Origin of the sequence: Neobacillus endophyticus (genome assembly GCF_013248975.1) — a bacterium.
Classification (GTDB): Bacteria; Bacillota; Bacilli; order Bacillales; family Cytobacillaceae; genus Neobacillus; species Neobacillus endophyticus.
In genome coordinates this window covers 1563525-1586387 of sequence record NZ_JABRWH010000001.1, presented here as the reverse complement: position 1 = coordinate 1586387, position 22863 = coordinate 1563525, and the positions used below count along the sequence as shown (strand labels likewise).

Sequence of the window (22863 nt, the reverse complement as noted above, 5' to 3'; positions counted from 1 at the left end):
GAAATAAAATTATATGACCAATATTTTAATTGTGGATGACGATATCAATATATTAAACCTTGTAGATATTCACTTAACTGAACAAGGATATAATGTATTTCAGGCAAAAGACGGGATGGAAGCATTGGAAATACTTAAGAAGGTAGCCTGTGATTTAGCTATAGTGGATGTGATGATGCCATTTATGGATGGTTACACCTTAACGATGGAGATTCGAACACAGTATGATATTCCAGTGATCCTTTTAACAGCTAAAAGCGAAATTGAGGATAAGGAGCAAGGATTTCAAGCCGGAACGGATGATTATCTGGTAAAACCATTTGAACCAAAAGAATTAATCTTTCGGATAAAGGCATTGCTGCGGCGATATGACTACCAGCAGGATGAATCCATACTACAAATTGGCAATACTACGATAAACAAAAAAAGCTATGAAGTTCAGGTAGGGAAGCGTACCTTGATCTTACCATTAAAAGAATTTGAGCTTTTATATTATCTAGCTTCTAATCCTAAACTTGTGTTTTCCAGAGAACACCTGATTGAACAAATCTGGGGCTTTAATTATGAAGGAGATGCGAGAACGGTAGATGTTCATATAAAAAGATTAAGGGAACGTTTTTCTAACCTTACGGAGGATTTTCAAATCAAAACAGTACGCGGGATTGGATATTCATTGGAGGTCCAACGTAAATGAGAACACTATATGTGAAATTTATTGTCATAACGATTGGAATGATGTTTATTAGCTTTCTCTTAGCTTTTGTCATTTCAAATACCTATTACCAACACCAGCTAAAACCTTATAATGACAATAAAAATACAAAAATCGCATTAGATATTGCTGCTTTTGTTGAAAGTCATCCCAAAATAAGCTTAACAGAGTATCTGGACAGCATTACTAAAGTTGGATATCAAATATGCTTGGTAGATAACAATGGTAACAGAACCTTTTTCGGTGCACCTTTCAGAAACAAAAGTCTTTCTAATTCAACTCAACAGAATGTATTAAATGGCCATATTTTTCACGGTATTCTTTATTTTCCACAAGGAACCTTTGTTACAGGCTTCTTTGCCAATGAACTAAATAATACCATTGGCGTACCGTTAAAATATAACGGAAAAACTTTTGCTCTTTTTATCAGGCCAGACATCAAGTTCCTTTTCAATGAGATGCACATTTTATTTGGATGGATTCTTGGAATAGCGATTACGTTAACCATCATTATGGTTGTTATTAATACAAAATATTTAGTAAAACCGATTTCTAACCTGACAAAAGCAACAAAATCACTGTCAAATGGTGATTTTAATGTAAAACTGGATGTGACCCGCCATGATGAATTAGGGGAACTTTCCCATAGCTTTTTGCGGATGGCAAGAAAGTTGGAACAAATGGATGAGATGAGGAAGGAATTTATTTCAAATATTTCTCATGATATACAGTCACCACTGTCTAACATAAAAGGATATACAGACCTATTAGAAATTGATTCTATAAGTAAAGAAGAAAGAGTCCAATATGTATCCATCATTAACGGTGAAATTACAAGGCTTTCCACCTTAACAAAACAATTGCTGCTCCTGGCTTCATTAGACAAAAACGAGGATATTATTAAGAAAAAAACCTTTAATCTTGGTCAGCAATTGAAGGAATTAATGCGAAACTATCAATGGGCAGTAAGTGACAAGGATATTATGCTTGGCTACTCTTTGCCAGATATAGAGATTAACGGTGATCCATCCTTGCTCCAAACAGTATGGGATAACCTCCTATCTAATGCCATTAAATACAACAAACCGAATGGCAGTATTGAGATATCTATTGATAAAAAAGAAGAAACAGTCATCGTAACCTTTGAAGATACAGGAATTGGGATGAGTGATCCAGAATTAGAGAGAATATTTGATCGCTTTTATCGGGCGGACAAGGCACGTACACGAGCAGTCGAGGGCACAGGCCTTGGTTTATCAATTGTCAAGACAATTATCGACTTGCACGGCAGCCGTATCAATGTAAAAAGTAAAGAAAATGAAGGGACTACTTTTATTGTGGAGCTGCCAATTAGATAGAATGGCTCAATATGGGATCCTATTAACAAACGCTAAGTGAATGTTAAATAAGAATTTTCCTTATTTAGATGAAATGTGAAAGAACCGTAATGTTTTTGCTGCTAATTTGGGCTAAATCAACGGATTTGGTAAATGTAAATTGACTATAAAAGATTCTTTTTCATCTTTTTTAACATCTAATGTTCACTTCTCTTAATATTTAAGAGAGCTGGTTACACTGATTGTTAAGATGCTTTTAAATTTAAGCGAATTGTATGTTTGAAAAAAACAATGAAGAAGTAATAATATAGAGAGAAGTCCATAATGGAATTAATGAGAATTTATGAGAAGAATATAAAAAATTGGCCATTAGGAATATTGAATTGTCTACAGGCTCTATATAATAAACATGTTGGTTTTTATAATTAATGTTACACAATTTCTAGCTTTCTCAGGAATCAGTTTGTAATTGGATGACGATTCAAATAATCTTAAGTATAATTCATTGTAATAAGGCTAATAGGACGTGAGGATAGGGTGAAAAAAATTACGGTTGAAAAACTGGCTCAAAGGTTTTCATTGAAAGTGTTGGCTGGTGAAAGCCAACTGCAGAAAATGATTACGCAACCACAGGTGCATCGTCCCGGCTTGGAATTTGTTGGCCATTTTGACTTTTTTCCAACAGAACGAGTTCAAATATTAGGAAAAAAGGAAATTACCTATTTACATAAATTAAGTAAAGAGGAACGTAAAATCCGAATTGGAAATATCGTCCATTACCATCCTCCGTGTTTTATTGTAACAGCGGGTGAAGAAGGACTTACCTATTTAATTCACCATTGTACAGAGCAGGGGATCCCTTTGTTAGTCACAAACAGGCCTGAAACAACTTCAGAGTTTATCACGAAATTAGATGCTTATTTGGTAAAGGAACTAGCACCAGAAATGGCGGTACATGGAGTTTGTATGAATGTGTCTGGCATTGGGATCTTACTTCGTGGGAGCTCGGGGGTAGGGAAAAGTGAGACCGCACATACGTTAATACGCCGAGGACACCGGCTTGTGTCGGATGATATCGTTGTCCTAAAAAAGCTTAGTCCACAAACTATTCTGGGTACTCATGATGGAAAAACAAAGGAATTTTTGGCTCTCCGTAGTATCGGTTTGTTGAATGTGGTTCGTTTATACGGCCGCAGGGCTTTTCAAGATGAAACACGAATTACCCTTGATATTCATTTGGCGAAATGGGAAAAGGACGCTTTGTATAATGAATTGGAACAGGAATTTCACTATACCGACTATATGGGAGTTAAAATACCTTCATTTGAAATACAACTCCAGCCTGGACGCGATGTGGCAGGTTTAATTGAGGCAGCAGCAAATAACTGGTATTTAAAGCAGCAAGGATACAGCGCCGCAGAAGAATTCATGAGCAGGATTCAGGCTGATATTATGAAATCTGGCATAGAATAACTTTATAAACTGATGAATGACACCGTTTATCGGTGTCATTTTGTATTTTCTTTAAAAAAACCGCCTGCTTAGTAGGTGCGGTGAAACGTACCGTAAGTAATGAGGTTTTTTCGAAAAAAGAACAGCACCTTCTTATTTGATGGTGCTGTTTTGTTAGCCGATAGGAAAGTAAAACTTTCCTATCAGTCATAAGTGCACTAAGACATGCTTCGTGAGCATTAGCCTCGTAGTCGAGAAGCTGTGCTTTTCGACGAACTACTCCTCTGTCTACGCCCTAACAAGCTTGCCAGTCGGCGAGTTTTCTTTATTTTTGCTCTTGCAATGAAATTAGTTTCAACCAGGATTTTCTGATCCAATATGAAGAAAAGAATGGTCAAATGCTAAAAATGACTGTATTCCTCCACGTACGCTTTTGCTTATTTTAATATTCTCCTTTAATGACAAAAAACGACCCCCGAATGGTTCCAGCTAGTTTAGACTTTTGTTTGGCAAACTTAAACTTCTCTGCTAACTCCTTTGGTATCTCCATCCCCTCAGAAAGCTTAAAACCAACGGCCCGTTTCGGCTTAGGGCCATCAACCGTATACATGACGTTGATTGCAAGACCATCCTCATAAAAGACGTAGGTAAATTTGATATTTTCCACTTGAAAACGCGACGTTTCTAAAGGTTTAGCCGCAAACTCAATATCACGTTCTTTCAAAATTCGGTTCACATAATCAAGGGTCTCCTGACTTTCGCTAGCTGGTACAACTGTAAATTCATGCTTGTATTTGTTCATAAAGTAACGGGCTTCATTCGCACGTAAACCGGCAAGCGCTTCTGCTACAGGTGAAGACTCTAAACCAACCGTAGACACATTTTTAAAATCAACGATATAGGACATTTCCATTCCACCTTTTCTCTCTTTATTTCCTTACAACAGGTATCCACATCTCGCCCAATACTAAACCGTCTCGCTGCCCCATTTCAACCGTGGCATTTGGCCCACCAACATAGGCAAAATTCGTTGCTTCTGGCAAGACTTGACCAAAAGCAATACCAGTAAGCGTATTACTCAGCTCTTCAGCAGTCTTCCCTTCCCCTTTAACAACTAGGTATTCCCCCTTAGGAAATTGAATCAATCTGGATTCTTCCGGTATCGATGCCGCTGTCATGACGCCAGCATAGTGCATCATCTTGTTATTGACCGCCTCGTTCACAGCAAAAATGTAATCATTTGAGGCTATGGCTTTTAAAGCCTCGAGCCTTCCATCTTGTTTGATGGCCTTCCAAAAGTCTGACTTTTCCTTGTTTATACCAGCATAGTCTGTGTAATCACTCTTAAGCTCAGTTCCAAGACCTAAAACGGTAAAGCTGTCTTTTTCTTCTAAGGTATAATTCGCCATATTTGAAACCATCCTCTTTTTTATTATTCAAATGATTTGTCTTTTCATTTGATGAGTTTATAATAACCTTAAATAGTATCAAAAAATGATACTGTTTAGGAGGTCACGATGAAAAAAGTTGAACGGATTAATATCATCATGCGGTATATCAACAACCGCTCCCACTTTACAGTTTCTGAAATCATGCGAGAATTTAACATCTCTCGTTCGACAGCTATTAGAGATATCAGAGAAATTGAAGCCATGGGGATGCCACTTGTCGCTGAAGTTGGAAGGGATGGGGGTTATTTTGTCATGTACAACTCTGTCCTGCCCACTGTCCGGTTTACTGATAATGAGGTAAAAGCCCTTTTTATTGCCTTTATGGCCACAAGAAATCAGCAACTCCCCTATCTAAAGAGTCGACAGTCTTTGGCTGAAAAATTACTAGGTCTCATTTCAGAAAGTCAGCAAGATGACCTTGTTCTTTTAAATCAAATCTTGCTCTTTGAAGGAACTAACCCTAATAATCCCGACCTGCTTGATCTGTCAGACCTCCCTCATCCTATATTAGAAAAACTTATCCAAACCCTTCTATTAGATAGCTATTTATTGATTACCATCAAAGAAGAGAAAGAAATAAAGTCTTACCCCATTTATCTCTTGCACCTTTATCGTGAAAAAAGCCTTTGGCTGATTGAAGGCTTTGACTTAAAGGATGAAAAGAGGATGCTCTTTCCTGTCGACAATCTCACCAATGTCACACCATACTCTGCGAAAAAAAGATTAAGTAAGAAAAAAATTTTAGAAAAACTGAGTATGCAGGAAGAAGTAATCAACCTTGTACTTGAACTTGGTCCAAAGGCGATTGCCCAGTTCAAAAAATATCATCCTTTAAAAGTTTCAATTTCCTATACGAATCCATACCAAACCACAGCTATTCTAAAGACTTTTATCAATGTTAATAGTTCAGAAGAATTGACCGAAATAACAAATTGGCTGCTTTTTCTAGGTGGGGATATCAAGGTCAGGGAAATGCCAGAAGAGATCTTAGAAGTTTTACAAGAGAGATTATGTATATTTTGCCCATAAGCGGTTCCAGTTAAACTCCAAATAATTTGAGTTTAGCTGGTTGCCAGTTCCTCTTATTTTAGACACACCCAGAAAAAATCTTCTCGGTTATACTCCAATCCTTGCAGTTTAACCTAAATTGGTTTAATCTTTATTATCAATATGTTCAAACTTTGACACAGAATACGGCGCGTTTATTTAGATTTATTTATCATGGTGAACCGTATCAAAAATAAGGCGGATTTTTTCACAATTACCCTGAATCGTCTTATAAAAAATGGCTGTTTTATTTATGAAGGACATTTCAGGTTGTTCCATAGCGGGATTTGTCCATCATAACGGCGCTGAAGACCATTTTGGGGATTCCCAAGCAGGGTTTTGTCCTTTATACCGGTGATGAAGGCCATTTCGGTGGTAGCCAAGAGGAGTTTTGTCCTTCATGCAGGTGATGAAGGCCATTTTGGAGATTCCCCAAAAAAACTATCCTTCATGGAATTTTCAGTAAGAATTATAACAACCATTTATAACTGTACAAAAACCGCACGTTTAATAGGTGCGGTGAACCTTACCATAAGATAATAGCTACTTTAGTAGGGTTTGATAGGGAATTATATATCCGAAGGAGGAAGTGAACGTACATGATCAACATAACAATTCCAAAACCAAATGTTACTATTACCAAACAGAATAATCCGGAGCAAAGTAATATTTATGGGTTTACAGATTTTCATCTTATCCCTAGAGATAAGGGTGGTGTTTTTTTATTTTATAACAATAATCAAGAGCTATTATTTGTGGGGAAAGCAAGGAAGTTGCGACAAAGAATTAAAAAGCATTTTGAAGATACTGTTTCCCCGATTAAAATGCATCGAGACGAAGTTACCAAAATTGCGGTTTGTGTGATCGAAGATCCTGTGCATAGGGAAATTTACGAAACGTATATTATTAATGAACTCAAGTCGAAGTATAATATAGACAAGGTGTTTTTTAAGTAAAATTCCATTAAGGCAATAGGTATTGTTGAATATGACGATATCTATTGCCTTTTATCATTGATATCTTTAAAGGATGGGACTAAATTGGAGAGTCTAGACACAAAACCAATGGCTTATATATATACTTATGCATGTTATGAGGATGAACGTTCATTGTGTGCTTTGGAAATGCGTTCATTTTTTTGGGAGGAGTCACAAACTTCTATTTTAGAAAGCCCTATTAAAATTGATCCCAGCCGAAGTCCGTTTATAAAGGAAAGAATTGCTGTCATATATGAAGATCACAGCCTTGAAAACCTACTCAAACAAGTTGCAAACTTTCAAGTAACTGGGGATACATTTAAAGTGTATTATGTTAAAAATGATGGACATGAAAAAATAGCAGAGGAAGGATTTGAGAACCGGCGTGCCATTGAGAAGAAAATCGGTCTACTAATAAATGGTGTAGCGGATCTTCATCATCCAAAGCGAGTGTTTGGCGTTATGAATGTAAATGGAAGATGGGTATTCGGTGACTATGTAAAAAGTGAGTCTATTTGGTTTCGACATCAACAGAAGCCGCATAGTTATTCCACTGCACTTAACACGCGTGTGGCAAGAGCTGTTGTGAATATCGCCATTCCAGTAACAAGTGGAATAAAGGCAATTGACCCGTGCTGTGGGATTGGCACGGTATTGGTAGAAGCCTTATCGATGGGGATTGATATAGTGGGCAGTGACAGAAATCCTCTTGTTCTTGGTGGAACCAGAGAGAATATCGCACATTTTGGGTTTACCGGAGAAGTGAGATTAGCAGATATCCGCCATATCACAAATCAATATGATGTAGCGATTATCGATTTGCCCTACAATTTGTGCTCGGTCATTTCTCCTGAAGAGCAGCATGAAATACTTCAATCCGCACGCAGGATTGCTAAGAAAGTTGTAGTGGTAACGGTAGAGCCAATTGATGAAGCCCTCAAAAAGACGGGATTTTGCGTGATGGATCGTGCTTTTGTAAAAAAAGGATCATTTGCTCGTGAAGTGATTGTTTGTATGTAATTTCGCATCTTAAAAAATGTATTGATTTGCGAGGTAGTAAGAAACGCATAGGTATGGATGAAAGAATGTACATGTTTAAATTCCACCTTGGGCATATTATAAATGCTCATGTCATTCATTTAATGCAGATGAGACTATGATCGTTTTATAAAGGTGATAATAAATGGAAGCAAAGAGAGTTAGTGAAACGCGTATCGTGCATACCGATCAGGTACTCATTAATGATTTGAACAATTATCATACCCTATTTGGCGGAGTTTTAATGAAAAAGATGGATGCTTGTGCGACACTTTCTGCCCGTAGGCATACACGGGTAAAGCAATGTGTTACAGCATCAACCGACTCTGTTAATTTCCTTGGGCCGATTCGGGTAACTGATTCAGTCTGTTTCGAATCATATGTTTGCTATACAGGAAGAAGGTCAATGGAGATTTTCTGCAAAATAATTGCTGAAGATCTGGAAACGGGAGAGCGTAGAATCGCAGCAAATGCATTCCTTACCTTTGTTCCTCTGGATGAAAATAAAAGACCAGTGGAAGTCCCTCCTATTATCCCGGAAACAGAGGAAGAAAAATATCTGTTTGAAACAGGAAAAGAACGGGAAAGAATTCGCAAGTTAAAAAGGGAACAAAATAAAGAACTTGTGTCCAGACTTACAGTAGATAAACCGTGGGATTATTAAAACAAACAAAAGGAGATTGATTGTGTGTTAGTATCATCCGGCTTTGATGAATTGAAAGAGGCACAAATGGCAATTGCAAATCTTAATAAGACAAAACCATCGATTTTTCAAGGGTTTTTAAATATCATACATCTAACCCGTCAAATGCAGTTTGGGTATCAATATATGGGCGCGTTATTAATGGATGAAGACCCTAGTGAATTTCTTCCGAATGTCCAGGATGATTATGTACTGTCTATTTACCATCACGAAATTGATAAATTAAAAGCAGACCAAAGATTCCCTGAATTAAAACAACTGCTAAGTACATATAAACCACTAAGCTATGCCAATATCAGCAAGCTGGCATTAGGGGACAACCCAAAAGAGCTGACTGGTCCAACAGTAATCCATTAGTAACTCCAAAGTCAAAGGACACTTATTAAATAATTAAAAGGAAAGAAGCATGGAATGTTTAAAAAAGTGATGGTTGCAAAAAGCAAGGCTCTCAACTAAAAATGAGAGCCTTAAAATAGTCTATAACATGTAAAACCGATTTTATGCCACTCCTATTGTTGCAAATTTTCTAGAATATCATTTGCCAATCCAGCAAGTATTTGATGGCCCTTGATATTTGGGTGAACATCATTTGGTAAAATATATTCAGTTTGGTGTCCATTAAAGGCTGTATAGGCATCAGCGACATTGGCTCCCGTTGTATTGGCAACACTGGTTATAACAAGTTGATTGACGGTAGGAATAATCTGCTCTGCGAACATATTCAATGGGGTGCCGCTCGCAAAAGCGTCAAATAAATTATATAGAATAATAGTAGCCTTCGGATTTACTTGCTTGATAGTCTCAATAATTGCGAATAAGTTGATGCCCAAGTTTCCTGCAGTCTTCAAGGCGGCATTTTTTGCGGCATTAACCTGGTCAGATGTCCACGGACCTGATGGATTTTTCAGAAGGGCCGCAATTTCTGGGGTTTGAAAGAAATCATTGTAACCAATCTCGACCGTTACTACATTTGCCTTTTTAATGGCTTTTAAATTTTCAGGGATTTGAATGGCATCCAACAACTGCTTTGAAGTCCATCCGGGATAACTAATGTCTTTCGTCACAGTATAATGGTCACTTTCAATTAAATATGGAAAAGCCAAAGTGGATGGCTGTGGTTGATACTGAGCAAGATGCCATCCGTATGTAACAGAATCCCCCAATGCAACCAGGTTCTTTTGGGGCTGTACTTCCGCAAACGCTAACGATGAAAAGAAGGTGCCAATTGCAAGCATGAGAGTTAATAAAACCGAAATTCGTTTAATCTTCAACCTCTATTCCTCCTCATAAAATAGTTAATCCAAAACTTATTATAATTTATAAAATTCAGTATATTCAATAATTACCATTAAACAAATTACGCTAAATTTCCTAGGAATTTTTAATTATTAAAATTAAAAATACACCTCATCAACAGTTAATCAACCATATAAATAAGAATTTACCCCTAGGAAAAAACTCATTTTGGTACATTTCGGTGAACAGTACTATAAATAAAAGCGGTTTCGAAAAACTCCCTCTAGTATTTCTTTAAAATAAATGATTAATTTATATAAGGAAATAAACAATGGAGGAATCTTAGATATGCCTAATTTACCAAAGTGTCCAAAATGTAATTCAGAATATACTTATGAAGATGGGAATTTACTTATTTGCCCTGAATGTGCTCATGAGTGGACTCTAGAATCAGAGAAGGAAAATAGCGAGGACCAAAGGATTATTAAAGATGCAAATGGAAATGTCTTAAACGATGGTGATACTGTCACAATAATTAAAGACCTAAAAGTAAAAGGAAGTTCGTCAATCCTAAAATTAGGAACAAAAGTTAAGAATATCCGTTTAGTTGAAGGCGATCATGATATTGATTGCAAAATTGAGGGCTTTGGAGCTATGAAATTAAAGTCTGAATTTGTGAAAAAGGTATAAATGCAATCTAAATGCAATCTAAATGGTGACAGAATTGGATTTTAATAAAAGGGTTTTAACGAAGGGCGCCTTATTTTTTGAAAAATCCCTCTTATACTCGGCAATGAGGTTTTTCTAATAGACTTTTTAGAAGTGGAGCACATGGTGGCTTCACTTTTTTATCGTTTAAAAACAGACCATAAGAGCAAGAATGAGGACGAAATGAAGGGTAATAACTTGTTAAAATGGGTCCAATCAATCTGAGTAATCTTCACTGAAAAATTATTTTGAGGAATCACAATGAAGGTTAGTTCCCAACTATATTTATAATCTTTACCAGAAGTAACGAATTGTAATAAGCTTAAAGAATTAGGTGTAAAACGTTTTAGTTTGGAAATGCCCTATCTAACTTATTTAGAAAAGAAGGCTGGTAAATCCAATTTGTGCACCAGTGCAGAAAGGATCGTGAAGTGACATGATGGCGAATATCAATCTTACATTTGAAGAGATGTGGGAGAAAATCATTGCATGTGATCGTAAATATGATGGGCTATTTTTTACGGCAGTTAAAACAACTAAAATATACTGCCGCCCTTCCTGCAGATCAAGAAAGCCCAAGAAAATAAATGTTGAATTTTACTATGACATAAACGAAGTTGAAAAAGCTGGTTATCGTCCTTGTAAAAGATGCCAGCCGGAAGTAGAGCAATCCCCAAATATGGCGGTTGTCAAAAATATCATTACGTTCCTGGTCAATCATTATAAACAAAATTTGATATTAAAAGATATAGCGGATCAAGTCGGCTTAAGTCCCTATTATTTGGAACGCTTATTTAAACAAGAAACATCTGAGACACCGCGGACTTATTTAGAAAAAATACGCATCGATAAAGCAACCAACCTTCTAAAATCCACAACCCTAACGAATCTTGAGATTTGCTATGAAGTGGGCTTCCAAAGCTCCTCCAATTTTTACAAAGTGTTTCGTAGCCTGAAAAACTGTTCACCTAGTGAATACCGAAAGGAACTCCTTTATGAATTGGATTGATCATGAAACTTATTTGGAGTTGAATCTTCCAAAGGAATTTAATTTTGAAGAGTGTTTAATTTTTTTAGGCAGGTCTGACCAGGAAGTGCTTCATCAAACGAAAGAAGGCTCTTTATATAAACTAATCAAAGTTAATGAATCTTTGATTTTATGTAAAATTGGGTCTACCGATCCAACCATCAAGGTTGAATTTCCGATAAACGCCCCTTCCATTGACTGTCGTAAAAAAGTGGCAGAGTATATCTGGGAATGGTTTGATTTGGATCAGGAATTAGTGGGATTTTATCAAATGGCTAGTCAGGATAAAGTTTTAAAGACACTTGCCCAGAAATATGATGGATTACGGATTATGTGCATCCCTGATCTATTCGAAGCGTTAGTATGGGCGATTATGGGGCAGCAAATCAATTTAACATTTGCTTATACATTAAAGAAACGCTTTGTTGAACAATATGGTGAAAGTCTCACTTTCGAAGGAGAAACATTTTGGCTTTTCCCCTCATTTGAGAAAATAGCTTCCATACATGTAGATGATTTAAGGAAGCTTCAATTTACGACCCGGAAGGCTGAATATATCATTGATATCGCTAAAGCGATGACAAGTGGTGAATTAACAAAAGAATTATTGCTTCAGAAAAAAGATGGTCAGCAAATACAAAAAACATTAATGAGGATAAGAGGGATCGGGGCGTGGACGGCAGACTATGTGATGATGAAATGCCTGCACTATACCTCTTCCTTCCCAATTACGGATGTCGGACTTCATCATGCATTAAAAAATCTTTTAGACCTTGAGAGGAAACCGACTATAGACGAAATTAAAGAATATGCAGCAGGCTGGGAAGGGTGGCAGGCGTATGCTACCTTTTATCTTTGGAGGTCCTTATATGACAAAAAAATATAAATTAGACTATGAATCACCAATTGGCGTGATCGAAATAATCGGTACTAAAGAGGCGATCAGCTCTATTTTGTTCACTGAAGAGAGTAAAAAGCTGAATCATTTACAGGCTGAAACTCCTCCGGTTCTAGCAGAGTGCTATAACCAACTTGACGAATATTTTAAAGGCTCCCGCTATGAATTTACCTTCCCATATCAATTCGAAGGGACAGATTTTCAAAAAACAGTATGGAACGCTTTAATAGAAATTCCTTTCGCGGAAACGGGATCCTATAAGGATATTGCCGTTTCTATTGGAAATGAAAAAGCCATCAGAGCTGTAGGAAGTGCAAATGGGAGAAACAAGTTAAGCATCGTCATTCCATGTCACAGAGTAATCGGGTCAAATGGGAAATTGACCGGTTATGCAGGAGGCTTGTGGAGGAAAGAATGGTTGCTTGAACATGAAAAAACTTGTAAAAAGGGAAAATAAGTTGGGTTTAATGTACATTCTGCAGATGAGGTTTTTGTTTGGAAGGGGAAAAATGGACAATAACTGGACTTAAGGGTACCTTTATTACACAAAATAACCCCCCTTTAGGGGGGGGGGGGCGTTATGCACGAAGCAATTGAAGGACTTGTTGGGGTTGTTGGGTTGCCTGTGCAAGCATGGTTTGAGCTGCTTGAGCAAGAATGCTCGATTTAGATTGATTCATCATTTCTTTCGCCATATCTACGTCACGGATACGTGATTCAGCATCTGTTAGGTTTTCTTCAGATTGTTGATTGACAGATAGTACATGTTCTAAACGATTTTGTAATGCACCCATGGTTGCTCTATAATTAGACACTGTTTGAATACCAGCATCAAACTTTTTAATGGCTGCTTGAGCATTGTTTACAACATCGATTGAATCTACTCCTAATGCTTTAGCAGAAGCATCAAACAGATTCACACTCATATTTTCATTACTGTTAGCACCAATATGGATTTTGGGCCCATTATTAGATGCAGTGATCGTTGGCCAAATAACATTATAAGTAGTAACTGTATTATTTGTTGTGCCATAAGGTGTTTCATCGACAATCGTTTGATTATCTTTCAAATTGGCAATGTTCCCAGTTGCATCAGAACCAGTTAACGCCCCGGTATCTGCATTGCCTAGGTTCGGAATAAGCTGGTTAGTGATGTAATCTACTCCTCCGCCAGGAGCATTAGATGTAAACTTTGTTACAAAGTCACTCAAATTGGCAAATGCGCCATGTGTAGCATTAGTAATGGCATCGTCGAGAGTTTTAGTCGTATCTGCTTTCATGTAATTGATGAGATCTTTAACTCCGGTGCCGCCTGCAGCCTTTATTTTGGAATCCATATAACGGACTGCTGCATACCCCATAGAATAGTGCTGTGAATCTTGGGTCCATGTAGTAGTTCCATTACCAATTAAATTAGCTAAATTTTGTGCGCCGCCTACTGCTGTTAGGTCCGCAGATAAACGTTCATCAGCACCTATAGTCGCTTCAGCCGAACCCTCCATGAACCAAGTTGGCATACCAGTAGCTACATTGATGCTAGCATCCATTGCTGCATGGGTCATTTCGTGTGCCAATACCCGGTCAAATGCAATGGGTGATCCTCCATCGGGGAAAGCGGAATTATTAAAATCAGATAAATCAATGTGTAATTGCAAATTACTTCCTGGGCCAGGTACTCCTGGAACAAAACTGTCTGATACATAGGCGAGAGTTCCCCCAGGGCCATCAATACTATTATCCAATACAACATTGATCGTTTGGCCGTTACCACCAATACCATAAGTTTTTTGGACGAGGTCTACAGCCGCCTGCAGCCATCCCTTTTGCAGCCCGTCTAAAGCGTTTTGCTGAGAGGATGCTGAGGCTGAAGATACATTTAGTAGGTTGATAGTATTAAACTGTGTCGAACTAGAAATACGGTCAATCTGTTTAGTGATTTGATCCATTTCAGCCTGAATGCTTTGGCGATCTTGAGCAGTATTCGTATCATTAGAAGCTTGTACAGACAATTCTCTGCCACGCTGTAACAGAGATTGAGTTTCACTAAGTGCACCATCAGCAGTTTGTAACATAGAAATTCCATCTTGAGCATTCCTAGTTGCTTGGGCAAGTCCCCTAATTTGTCCACGCATGTTTTCGGATATTGCTAGTCCGGCAGCATCATCGGCAGCAGTATTGATACGAAGACCAGAAGAAAGTTTTTGCATGGATTTAGCCTGGTTGTTACTGTTAATGTTCAACTGACGAAGTGTGTTAAGAGCAGTACTGTTATGATTAATAATCATGGTTAGTTCACCTCCTTAAATTTCCTGTATACATGTGAAGTGGATACTCTCCACATATCTATACGTTTAAAACAGTGTATACAGATTTAAATAATATCGGTTAAAAATTTCAAAAGTTTACTTGATTTTAAATTTTATGGTATAGATATCTTTATTTTCAAAATGATGAAATATAATCCATTTAAAATATTTCCAATGTTCACCTCATTGACCATTTCCTTTATTGCTTCTGTCACGCTTTTCTATTTAGTTTTTCTAAAAATCTTTAGATAGTCCACCCATTATCTACCATCTTTTACATAGTTTTATAGCTATCAAATAATCGTAAATATTTTAATCTCGTAATAATAGTGATAAACTATAAATAGGTTAATTGATCAGAAAAGGTGTGTGACGAGCCGCGCCCTTACTTGCTGTAACACCAAAGCAAGAGCGCTTACATCCTTTCTGCAAATCTAAGGGGTAAGAGGATGGGAAAAATGAGTAGCAGACAAACTAAAACAGATGTTATCTTAATTGGTGCTGGAATCATGAGTGCGACTTTAGGGACACTTCTGAAAGAATTAGCACCGGAATGGGAAATGACAGTTTTTGAGAAGCTCTATAAGGCAGGGGAAGAAAGTTCTAACGAATGGAATAATGCGGGAACGGGGCATGCTGCACTATGTGAACTTAATTACACAGTCGAAAAACCAGATGGATCAATAGACATTAGTAAAGCTATTCAAATTAATGAACAGTTCCAGGTTTCCAGACAGTTTTGGGCATATCTTGTTAACAGCAATCTGATCCGTAATCCACAGGATTTTATCATGCCACTGCCTCATATGAGTCTTGTCCAAGGGGAAAATAATGTTACTTTTTTGAAAAAACGTTTTGAAGCGCTTTCGAACAATCCTCTGTTTGAAGGGATGGAATTTTCTGAGGATTCAAAAAAACTTCAGGAATGGATTCCACTGATTATGGATGGCCGCACATCCAAGGAGCCTATTGCCGCTACGAAAATCGACTCTGGAACCGATGTCAATTTTGGTGCTTTAACACGTATGTTGGTTGACCACTTGAAGAGTAAAAATGTTAAAATGAAATACAAGCATCAAGTTGAAGATTTGAAACGTACGAGCGACGGATTGTGGGAATTAAAAGTAAGAAATGATAAAGGTGAAGTCGAACGTCATACGGCGAAATTCGTCTTTATCGGCGGTGGTGGCGGAAGCCTGCCTTTACTGCAGAAAACTGGTATTCCTGAAAGTAAAAATGTAGGGGGATTCCCAGTAAGCGGACTATTTCTGGTCTGTAACAATCCGGAAGTGGTCGAACAGCATCATGCAAAAGTATACGGTAAAGCTGCAGTTGGTGCACCTCCAATGTCTGTGCCGCACCTTGACACACGTTATATTGACAACAAAAAATCATTGCTATTTGGACCGTTTGCCGGCTTTTCGCCGAAGTTCCTAAAAACGGGCTCTATGTTTGATTTACTAGACTCCGTAAAACCATATAATGTCCTAACGATGCTGGCAGCAGGTACAAAAAACATTCCATTAACTAAATACCTGATTCAACAACTTATGCTATCAAAAGAACAGCGAATCGAAGAGTTAAGGGAATTTGTTCCGAATGCAAAAAGTGAAGATTGGGATATCATAGTAGCGGGACAGCGAGTACAAGTGATTAAGGATACTGTAAAAGAAGGAAAAGGAACACTTCAATTTGGTACGGAAGTGATTAGTGCCGCTGATGGATCAATCGCCGCATTACTAGGTGCTTCTCCAGGTGCTTCTACAGCCGTTAATGTAATGCTTGAAGTTATGAAAAAATGCTTCCCGCAGCATTTTAAAGAGTGGGAGCCAAAAATAATAGAAATGATTCCTTCCTATGGCGTGTCACTTGCTGAAAATCCGGACCTTTTCAAAGAAATTCATGCCTCTACCGCATTTTCGCTTGGCCTTAGCAAACACGTGCCGTCAAGTGATGCAGCAAATGAGGAACGTAATATAGAGCTGGAAACTGTAACTGTATAAATATATTAGATAAGCATCTTTATGGGGCTGTTGATCGAAGTTTGCCAACCTCCTTTAAGATGCTTTTATTTATGTCCTTTTTCAAAAATATAAAACATTACACAAGCGAATTTGAGACAATCAATTTTGAATAGATGGATAGAAAGTTTTTGGAAATTACTTTAAAATATTGTTTGAGTAGGAAAGCTGTAATGAAATAGAAAAGCTGATTATACAGTGGGACGGAGTTAATAAAAATGTTAGGTGCTCAAACGAGATATTCACGACTTGCAAATATAACAAAGTTAATTAATTCCAAGCAGGAGTTACGTGAAGTGTTAGAACATGTAACTACTGCCATATCTGAGGAAATTGTCCAATGCGATGCTGTCGGTATTTATTTGCCAATGGAGGATGGGACATTTAGAGGATACGCTGGAAAACCGGATACCATAAATGGATTGACACTTGATACGATGATCATTGATCCTGAAAGTGATCTATTAGCCAAAGAATTGGTTAGAACAAAGAGAACCATCTATATATCTGATACTTCAAAGGATAAACGGCCCAATCCCGTACTAGTTCAGGCCTTTAAAATTAAATCAATATTAGCTCTGCCGATTTCATTTGAGCAAGAATTATTTGGCCTAGTTTTTTTGTTCAATTTTGGGGTAATTTTGAATTTAACACAATCAGAAATTGAAAGTGTTGAGGCCTATGTGAATATGGCGGCAGTGGCAATTCGAAATGCTAATTATTTAAAACAAAAGGAAAACTTAATTGCGGAAAAGCAGCTGTTACTTGATGTGACACGCGATCTTTCCATGTGTTCCTCTATACAAGGCAGTCTTGATAAATGTTTTTTCTATTTAGAGAAAACGCTAGATAATAATTGCATGGATATCCAAATACTAGATACCAAAGTAGACAACAGCATCAAGGAACACTCATGTAAAGATGCCAAAAAGGAATGGCATGAGACATTTGAAAAGTTAAACATAAACAAATGTTATGATGCCGTGATTCAAAAGGTAATCGAAACCAAGAAATCAGTCCTTATTCCTGATGTTATGGCGGATCATAGACTTAATCATGAAATTTGCCGACAATATTCAGTAAAAGGTCTATTTTTGATCCCATTGGTTTCAATAGGGGAAGTTTTAGGGATCATAACCATTGTGGATCAAGAGAAAAAAGGGCGTATTTATACAAATTCACAAATTCGGCTGTCACAATCGATCGTTGATGCAACAGCTTCTACGTTAACAAGCTTGCTATATATGAACCAGCTTGAAGAAATGATAGAGGAGAGGACAAGGCAGCTGGAAGTAGCGATAGAGAAGAAAAATAATGTAATTGAAAGTATCTCTGACGGATTCATAGCTTTAAATAAGAATTGGAGAATAACCTATATAAATAAAAATTTCTGCCGTCATGAACTAACATTACAAGACCTATTAGGCAAAAATATATGGACGATTTTCCCTAAGGTTGTTGATACCGTAATCTATAAAGAATTACAAAAGGTGATGATAGAACGGATCCCAGTATATTTTGAATCCCATATTACCTATAGGGATTCTTGGTATGAGATTGTAGCTTATCCATATGGTGAGGGCATCTGTGCTCTTATTAAGGACATTACGGAAAAAAAGAAATACGAAAAGGAATTAAAAAGGTTATCCGGACTGGAGTTATTAGGACAGATGGCAGCAGGTATAAGCCATGAGATCAGAAATCCGATGACAACCGTTCGGGGCTTTCTGCAGATTATAAAGGAAGCAAATGACTTCGAGAGATACAGACATTATTTAAATATAATGATTGAGGAACTGGATCGTGCGAATGCGATGATTACAGAATTTCTTTCGATGAGCAATACGAAGACAACAGATTTGCAGAAGCTAAGTTTGAATTCCATCCTATTGGATATCGCTCCATTAATTGAAATAGATGCGTTTAACCAAAATAAATATGTAACAATTGATACTCAGACGATCCCGGAATTATTATTAAACCGGAATGAGATACGCCAATTAATTATTAATTTATACCGTAATGGCTTAGAAGCAATGGAAGATGGAAAAACGTTAACCATACGAACGTACTTGGAAGAGGATGATGTGGTTCTGGCATTCAGGGACCAAGGGGAAGGGATTAAGCCTGAGGTATTAGAAAAATTAGGCACCCCCTTCTTCACTACCAAGGAAAAAGGGACAGGCTTGGGATTAGGTGTAAGTTACGCTATAGCAGCTCGCCACAATGCAAAAATTGAAATTCAAACAAGCAAAGAGGGCAGCACTTTTTATGTCAAGTTTTTAACAGCTCCCTTTTCTTCCTGATTTAGCTAGTTATAAAGATATTGGAAAAGTTGGAGCCTGCAAGAATAGGCTCCCTATTTTATTATTTCCTAGGCGCTTAAGAGACCGCAAAACCTCAAGAATGGCAGCAGGTTGAAAAAACGGTCGAAGGGGCAGTATAACTATCATCTATGGATGTTAGGTTTTTCGACATTTTTTGAGCGAAGTGGCACTTTCTAAGTAGATATGAAAGTTGTATATTGTAAATAGTAACTATTAATGTAAATGGGTGAATTGATGAAAGAATTTTACAGCCAAATGAGTCGCAAATCCTATTATATCTCCATGTTGATTGTCATTTTTCTAATGGTAACAGGGGTGATCACAGGCAAATCACTTTTTTATCAATTTGAAATAGGATTTATTTTGCAGTGTTTACTCATTTTAGTCTTATCCGTATGTTTATTAATCTATCCAAAGTATGAGACACATTTTTTTAGAATTATGATCATTCTTTTAGGATCTATCTACTTCTATCTGCTTTTCTTTTTATATCCTGAAACTTGGTCCACATATATATATATTTGTTTTATTCCTGCATTAGCAATCCTATTTTTTGATTCAAAGTTGTTTTACTTTTCCTTCGTGCTAAACGGCATTTTACAAATATTCACCATGGTTTATACCACCTTTTTTGATAAAGGCAGCGTATATGCATCTTTAAAGGGGGATCTAATTGGCAATACGATTGACTTAGTTGGGGTCCAAGTAATCATATTTCTAATTTACTATCTATCCTTTAATCGGATCAAAAAACAGCATCTCTATTACGAGCAATTACAGAACTCAGAACGTTTAAAACTGACAGGGCAATTAACAGCTGCTGTTGCTCACGAAATAAGAAATCCGTTAACAGTTGTTAAAGGATTTTTGCAATTCTATAAAGAAGATACTTCCATTCCGCCTTCCATGAAAGACAATTTTTGTTTAATGATTGATGAATTAGAGACAGCAGAAGAAGTCATATCGCAATTTTTATCCCTGGCAAAGCCTGATAAAGATTTAAGTTTGGAAAAAGTGGATGTAGAGGATGTCCTTCATAGTGTGACAAGCTTACTCCATTCCTATGGAACCATAAATGATAATCAGATTCATATAAATGCAGAGGAAGCTTGTTATATTGCTATAAATAAAATTGAGTTTAAACAGCTGATTATTAATTTAATAAAAAATGCCATTGAGGCTTCAGAAGTCGGTCAATCGATTGTTGTTGATGCAAGTAGAAAAGGGAAATATATTGAAATTAAAATCAAGGATGAGGGAAGTGGGATGTCGATAGAAGAAATTAAATCTCTAGGCACTCCTTTTTATTCATTAAAAAGTAAGGGAACAGGTTTGGGGTTAATGATTTGTTTTAATATTGTAGAAAAATATGATGGGGCACTCCATTTTAATAGTTCGATCGGAAAAGGAACGACTGTCACGGCTCGATTTTTAGCTGTAAATGACTGAAAATATCCTATAAGGGTTGATTGATTGAAAAAAGAAGCGTTAAAGAACACTTATAAGTGTCCTTGACGCTTCTTTTTGCTGCCTTTAGATAATTTCCAATGTGACATTAATATTCCCGCGGGTTGCTTTGGAATAAGGGCAGAATGCATGTGCTTTGTGAGCAAGTTCTTCAAGAAGGTCTCTTTCAATACCGGCACCTTTAATTTGAAGGGTAACGGCTAATTTATACCCTTGGTCAGAATCGTCTTTTAATAAACTTACGTTCGCTGTTACTTCTGACTCAAAATTGACTCGTTCTTTTCTTGCGATTAACTGTAAGGCACCATCGAAGCAAGCGGAATATCCTGCTGCAAAAAGCTGCTCCGGGTTTGTCGCCTGAGGGAGCTGCTTTGCTCTAGGTGTTCCCGGCATTGCTATATCTAACTTAATCATTCCATCTGGAGATTCAACTCTTCCCTCGCGTCCTCCTACTGCTGAAACTGTTGATGTAAATAATGTGTTCGCCATTATAAATTCCTCCTGTTTTTGTATTTTATAAAATTTAATTTTGCAAAACCTTTGTAGTCACATCTTACTCTTTGTTTGTCTGGTTGTCAACAATTTAATTGTGTGCAATATAATGTTGTGTTTAACTATTCATTTGCTAAAATTGGGATAGCAATGATTAATAAAGCTGGGGTGCACATCAATGGAAAATAAGGAATTATTTCATTTAGATAATCAATTATGCTTTTCACTATATGCTTGTTCAAGAGCAATCCTACGTTTGTATCGCCCATTCTTGGATGAATTGAATCTTACCTATCCGCAATATTTAGTTCTTCTGGCATTATGGGAGAAAGAACAAAGCACGGTTAAACAGCTTGGGAAACTGCTCGATCTTGATTCTGGAACGCTGACCCCCATGTTAAAACGAATGGAGGCCGCCGGATTAATTGAGCGCCAGCGGGATAAAACAGATGAACGCGTGGTGATTGTGACCATTACTGAAAAAGGGGAAGCGATTAAGGAGAAAGCTTTTTGTATTCCGAAATCCCTGCTGGAGGCATCGGGTATGACGGTGGAAGAAGTACAAGCCTTAAATAAGGTGATTAAGCAATTAACACAACAGGTACATTCCATCTAACAGGAAAAATATATTGATATTCATTTTAAATGTTTCAAATACTAAAAACAGCGAAGATGAAGTTATCGGAGGACATATGAGATCGGATAGACATTTGAAAAAGAAGAGTAAATGGAAGGTTTTTCGTAATACCTTTCTTGTGATCCTTATAATTAGTGGTGCTGCAATGGCATATGCCTATTATCAGATTCAGCCAGCCCAACATTTCAATGCCAAGAGTGTAAATATTTTACTGATGGGATCCGATCAAAGGCCAGGAGAAACGATTGGCCATTCGGATACCATGATTTTGGCACATGTGGATTTGAGCAAGCATCAAGTGAACGCCATTAGTATCCCTCGTGATACTCGTATTCATTTTCCTGGCTATGGTTACACGAAATTAACCAGTGTTCAGTATGTCTTGCAGTCTAAGAATGGGGCAAAGGCGGGGATTGAAGAAGCGGTTAAGGTCATTAGTGATTTCACAGGTGTGCCGATTAACTATTATGCCGAAACCAATTTCCAAGGGATTCAATCTATGGTGGATGCCTTGGGGGGAATTACCATGGACGTCCCCGAAACTGTGACAATAAATGGCCAAGTAATGAATGCCGGCTCGCATTTTGTTAACGGAGCAACAGCATTAGCGATTGCACGTGAACGCCACTCCGCTGCAGGCGGAGACTATGGGCGGCAAATGGCCCAAGTGGAGCTTTTAAAAGGAATAGCTAAAGAAGCTTTAAGTCCGGCCAACATTCCAAAGCTGCCAACCCTTGTAAACTCCTTATCCAATTATATGCTGGCAACCAATATGTCAACATCGGACATGGCAAGCCTGGGGTTAGCGGTAAAAAACATTGATCCTAACAAACAAGTCACCTACAAACAATTGCAAGGAAACCAAGAAAGCCTATATGACGATGTTTTGCGTGCATATAATGATCAAATTGTTATCAATCAGCAGCAGATGAAAAAGATCATTGCCGCGTATTTTCAGGATTAAGTTTGTTATTTGCAGATTATGTGGTTTTATTTTGGGAAATAGCCAGTCCAGTTTGCCTGGCGA

Annotated in this window: 22 protein-coding genes; 17 read left to right on the top strand and 5 right to left on the bottom strand. The window is 37.4% G+C overall.

Going from position 1 to position 22863, the window contains the following annotated elements; genetic code table 11:
* The first annotated feature begins 13 nt into the window (after positions 1-13).
* The 3 genes from HPT25_RS07610 (at position 14) to hprK (ending at position 3522) form a co-directional block, all read left to right on the top strand.
* The gene (locus HPT25_RS07610; protein ID WP_173062222.1) at positions 14-694 is read left to right on the top strand and encodes a response regulator transcription factor; all 681 of its coding nucleotides are present in this window, start codon (positions 14-16) and stop codon (positions 692-694) included.
* The gene (locus HPT25_RS07605; protein ID WP_173062219.1) at positions 691-2070 is read left to right on the top strand and encodes a sensor histidine kinase; all 1380 of its coding nucleotides are present in this window, start codon (positions 691-693) and stop codon (positions 2068-2070) included. The genes HPT25_RS07610 and HPT25_RS07605 overlap by 4 nt, the downstream gene beginning before the upstream one ends.
* Positions 2071-2586: 516 nt before the next feature.
* Complete coding sequence (gene hprK, locus HPT25_RS07600; protein WP_173062216.1) at positions 2587-3522, top strand: HPr(Ser) kinase/phosphatase; 936 nt, start codon at positions 2587-2589, stop codon at positions 3520-3522.
* Positions 3523-3943: 421 nt separating this feature from the next.
* Here the strand turns inward: hprK and HPT25_RS07595 are convergent, their stop codons facing one another.
* Together HPT25_RS07595 and HPT25_RS07590 are read right to left on the bottom strand one after the other, a co-directional pair.
* The gene (locus tag HPT25_RS07595) at positions 3944-4408 is read right to left on the bottom strand and encodes a DUF8821 family protein (RefSeq protein WP_173062213.1); all 465 of its coding nucleotides are present in this window, start codon (positions 4406-4408) and stop codon (positions 3944-3946) included.
* A gap of 22 nt (positions 4409-4430) precedes the next feature.
* A complete protein-coding gene (locus tag HPT25_RS07590) occupies positions 4431-4910 on the bottom strand; it encodes a GyrI-like domain-containing protein (RefSeq protein WP_173062210.1) in 480 nt (159 codons plus the stop codon).
* 108 nt (positions 4911-5018) lie between these two features.
* On the opposite strand from HPT25_RS07590, the gene HPT25_RS07585 reads away from it, so the two are divergent.
* From HPT25_RS07585 to HPT25_RS07565, 5 genes are all read left to right on the top strand, one after another.
* Positions 5019-5981, top strand: coding sequence for a helix-turn-helix transcriptional regulator (locus HPT25_RS07585; protein ID WP_173062207.1), 963 nt, complete (start codon positions 5019-5021; stop codon positions 5979-5981).
* A 617-nt stretch (positions 5982-6598) separates the two neighbouring features.
* Positions 6599-6955, top strand: coding sequence for a nucleotide excision repair endonuclease (locus HPT25_RS07580; protein ID WP_173062204.1), 357 nt, complete (start codon positions 6599-6601; stop codon positions 6953-6955).
* A gap of 108 nt (positions 6956-7063) precedes the next feature.
* The gene (locus tag HPT25_RS07575) at positions 7064-7996 is read left to right on the top strand and encodes a TRM11 family SAM-dependent methyltransferase (RefSeq protein WP_173070980.1); all 933 of its coding nucleotides are present in this window, start codon (positions 7064-7066) and stop codon (positions 7994-7996) included.
* A gap of 163 nt (positions 7997-8159) precedes the next feature.
* Complete coding sequence (locus HPT25_RS07570) at positions 8160-8678, top strand: acyl-CoA thioesterase (protein WP_173062201.1); 519 nt, start codon at positions 8160-8162, stop codon at positions 8676-8678.
* Positions 8679-8702: 24 nt separating this feature from the next.
* Positions 8703-9074: a hypothetical protein gene (locus HPT25_RS07565; protein ID WP_173062199.1), complete on the top strand. Its 372-nt coding sequence runs from the start codon at positions 8703-8705 to the stop codon at positions 9072-9074.
* A 152-nt stretch (positions 9075-9226) separates the two neighbouring features.
* On the opposite strand, the gene HPT25_RS07560 is transcribed toward HPT25_RS07565, so the two are convergent.
* On the bottom strand, positions 9227-9988 hold the full coding sequence (locus HPT25_RS07560; RefSeq protein ID WP_173062196.1) for an SGNH/GDSL hydrolase family protein: 762 nt from the start codon (positions 9986-9988) through the stop codon (positions 9227-9229).
* A gap of 313 nt (positions 9989-10301) precedes the next feature.
* On the opposite strand from HPT25_RS07560, the gene HPT25_RS07555 reads away from it, so the two are divergent.
* From HPT25_RS07555 to HPT25_RS07540, 4 genes are all read left to right on the top strand, one after another.
* A complete protein-coding gene (locus tag HPT25_RS07555) occupies positions 10302-10643 on the top strand; it encodes a zinc ribbon domain-containing protein YjdM (protein ID WP_173062193.1) in 342 nt (113 codons plus the stop codon).
* A gap of 457 nt (positions 10644-11100) precedes the next feature.
* A complete protein-coding gene (locus tag HPT25_RS07550; protein WP_376767974.1) occupies positions 11101-11670 on the top strand; it encodes a bifunctional transcriptional activator/DNA repair enzyme AdaA in 570 nt (189 codons plus the stop codon).
* A complete protein-coding gene (locus HPT25_RS07545; protein ID WP_173062187.1) occupies positions 11657-12574 on the top strand; it encodes a DNA-3-methyladenine glycosylase family protein in 918 nt (305 codons plus the stop codon). The genes HPT25_RS07550 and HPT25_RS07545 overlap by 14 nt, the downstream gene beginning before the upstream one ends.
* A complete protein-coding gene (locus HPT25_RS07540) occupies positions 12558-13043 on the top strand; it encodes a methylated-DNA--[protein]-cysteine S-methyltransferase (protein WP_173062184.1) in 486 nt (161 codons plus the stop codon). The genes HPT25_RS07545 and HPT25_RS07540 overlap by 17 nt, the downstream gene beginning before the upstream one ends.
* 121 nt (positions 13044-13164) lie before the next feature.
* Here HPT25_RS07540 and HPT25_RS07535 read toward each other — a convergent pair whose 3' ends face one another.
* The gene (locus HPT25_RS07535) at positions 13165-14871 is read right to left on the bottom strand and encodes a flagellinolysin (RefSeq protein WP_173062181.1); all 1707 of its coding nucleotides are present in this window, start codon (positions 14869-14871) and stop codon (positions 13165-13167) included.
* A 479-nt stretch (positions 14872-15350) separates the two neighbouring features.
* Between HPT25_RS07535 and HPT25_RS07530 the strand changes: the two genes are divergently transcribed.
* From HPT25_RS07530 to HPT25_RS07520, 3 genes are all read left to right on the top strand, one after another.
* Positions 15351-16895 (top strand): malate:quinone oxidoreductase, encoded by a 1545-nt coding sequence (locus HPT25_RS07530; protein WP_173062178.1) that lies wholly within the window; start codon positions 15351-15353, stop codon positions 16893-16895.
* A gap of 236 nt (positions 16896-17131) precedes the next feature.
* The gene (locus HPT25_RS07525) at positions 17132-19219 is read left to right on the top strand and encodes a GAF domain-containing protein (protein WP_173062175.1); all 2088 of its coding nucleotides are present in this window, start codon (positions 17132-17134) and stop codon (positions 19217-19219) included.
* 243 nt (positions 19220-19462) lie between these two features.
* Positions 19463-20689, top strand: a complete 1227-nt coding sequence (locus HPT25_RS07520; RefSeq protein WP_246277162.1) for an ATP-binding protein — start codon at positions 19463-19465, stop codon at positions 20687-20689.
* 84 nt (positions 20690-20773) lie between these two features.
* On the opposite strand, the gene HPT25_RS07515 is transcribed toward HPT25_RS07520, so the two are convergent.
* Entirely contained in the window at positions 20774-21196 is a 423-nt protein-coding gene (locus HPT25_RS07515; RefSeq protein WP_173062169.1) for an organic hydroperoxide resistance protein, read from the bottom strand.
* A gap of 181 nt (positions 21197-21377) precedes the next feature.
* Between HPT25_RS07515 and HPT25_RS07510 the strand changes: the two genes are divergently transcribed.
* Both HPT25_RS07510 and HPT25_RS07505 read left to right on the top strand, forming a co-directional pair.
* Entirely contained in the window at positions 21378-21815 is a 438-nt protein-coding gene (locus tag HPT25_RS07510; RefSeq protein ID WP_173062166.1) for a MarR family winged helix-turn-helix transcriptional regulator, read from the top strand.
* 76 nt (positions 21816-21891) lie between these two features.
* Positions 21892-22800, top strand: coding sequence for an LCP family protein (locus HPT25_RS07505; protein ID WP_173062164.1), 909 nt, complete (start codon positions 21892-21894; stop codon positions 22798-22800).
* Positions 22801-22863: the final 63 nt, after the last annotated feature.

Coding starts and splice junctions, on each gene's coding strand:
- HPT25_RS07610 (WP_173062222.1), top strand. CDS start 14: ATGACCAATATTTTAATTGTGGATGACGATATCAATATATTAAACCTT.
- HPT25_RS07605 (WP_173062219.1), top strand. CDS start 691: ATGAGAACACTATATGTGAAATTTATTGTCATAACGATTGGAATGATG.
- HPT25_RS07595 (WP_173062213.1), bottom strand. CDS start 4,408: ATGTCCTATATCGTTGATTTTAAAAATGTGTCTACGGTTGGTTTAGAG.
- HPT25_RS07590 (WP_173062210.1), bottom strand. CDS start 4,910: ATGGCGAATTATACCTTAGAAGAAAAAGACAGCTTTACCGTTTTAGGT.
- HPT25_RS07585 (WP_173062207.1), top strand. CDS start 5,019: ATGAAAAAAGTTGAACGGATTAATATCATCATGCGGTATATCAACAAC.
- HPT25_RS07580 (WP_173062204.1), top strand. CDS start 6,599: ATGATCAACATAACAATTCCAAAACCAAATGTTACTATTACCAAACAG.
- HPT25_RS07575 (WP_173070980.1), top strand. CDS start 7,064: ATGGCTTATATATATACTTATGCATGTTATGAGGATGAACGTTCATTG.
- HPT25_RS07570 (WP_173062201.1), top strand. CDS start 8,160: ATGGAAGCAAAGAGAGTTAGTGAAACGCGTATCGTGCATACCGATCAG.
- HPT25_RS07555 (WP_173062193.1), top strand. CDS start 10,302: ATGCCTAATTTACCAAAGTGTCCAAAATGTAATTCAGAATATACTTAT.
- HPT25_RS07550 (WP_376767974.1), top strand. CDS start 11,101: ATGGCGAATATCAATCTTACATTTGAAGAGATGTGGGAGAAAATCATT.
- HPT25_RS07545 (WP_173062187.1), top strand. CDS start 11,657: ATGAATTGGATTGATCATGAAACTTATTTGGAGTTGAATCTTCCAAAG.
- HPT25_RS07540 (WP_173062184.1), top strand. CDS start 12,558: ATGACAAAAAAATATAAATTAGACTATGAATCACCAATTGGCGTGATC.
- HPT25_RS07535 (WP_173062181.1), bottom strand. CDS start 14,871: ATGATTATTAATCATAACAGTACTGCTCTTAACACACTTCGTCAGTTG.
- HPT25_RS07530 (WP_173062178.1), top strand. CDS start 15,351: ATGAGTAGCAGACAAACTAAAACAGATGTTATCTTAATTGGTGCTGGA.
- HPT25_RS07525 (WP_173062175.1), top strand. CDS start 17,132: ATGTTAGGTGCTCAAACGAGATATTCACGACTTGCAAATATAACAAAG.
- HPT25_RS07520 (WP_246277162.1), top strand. CDS start 19,463: ATGGGTGAATTGATGAAAGAATTTTACAGCCAAATGAGTCGCAAATCC.
- HPT25_RS07515 (WP_173062169.1), bottom strand. CDS start 21,196: ATGGCGAACACATTATTTACATCAACAGTTTCAGCAGTAGGAGGACGC.
- HPT25_RS07510 (WP_173062166.1), top strand. CDS start 21,378: ATGGAAAATAAGGAATTATTTCATTTAGATAATCAATTATGCTTTTCA.
- HPT25_RS07505 (WP_173062164.1), top strand. CDS start 21,892: ATGAGATCGGATAGACATTTGAAAAAGAAGAGTAAATGGAAGGTTTTT.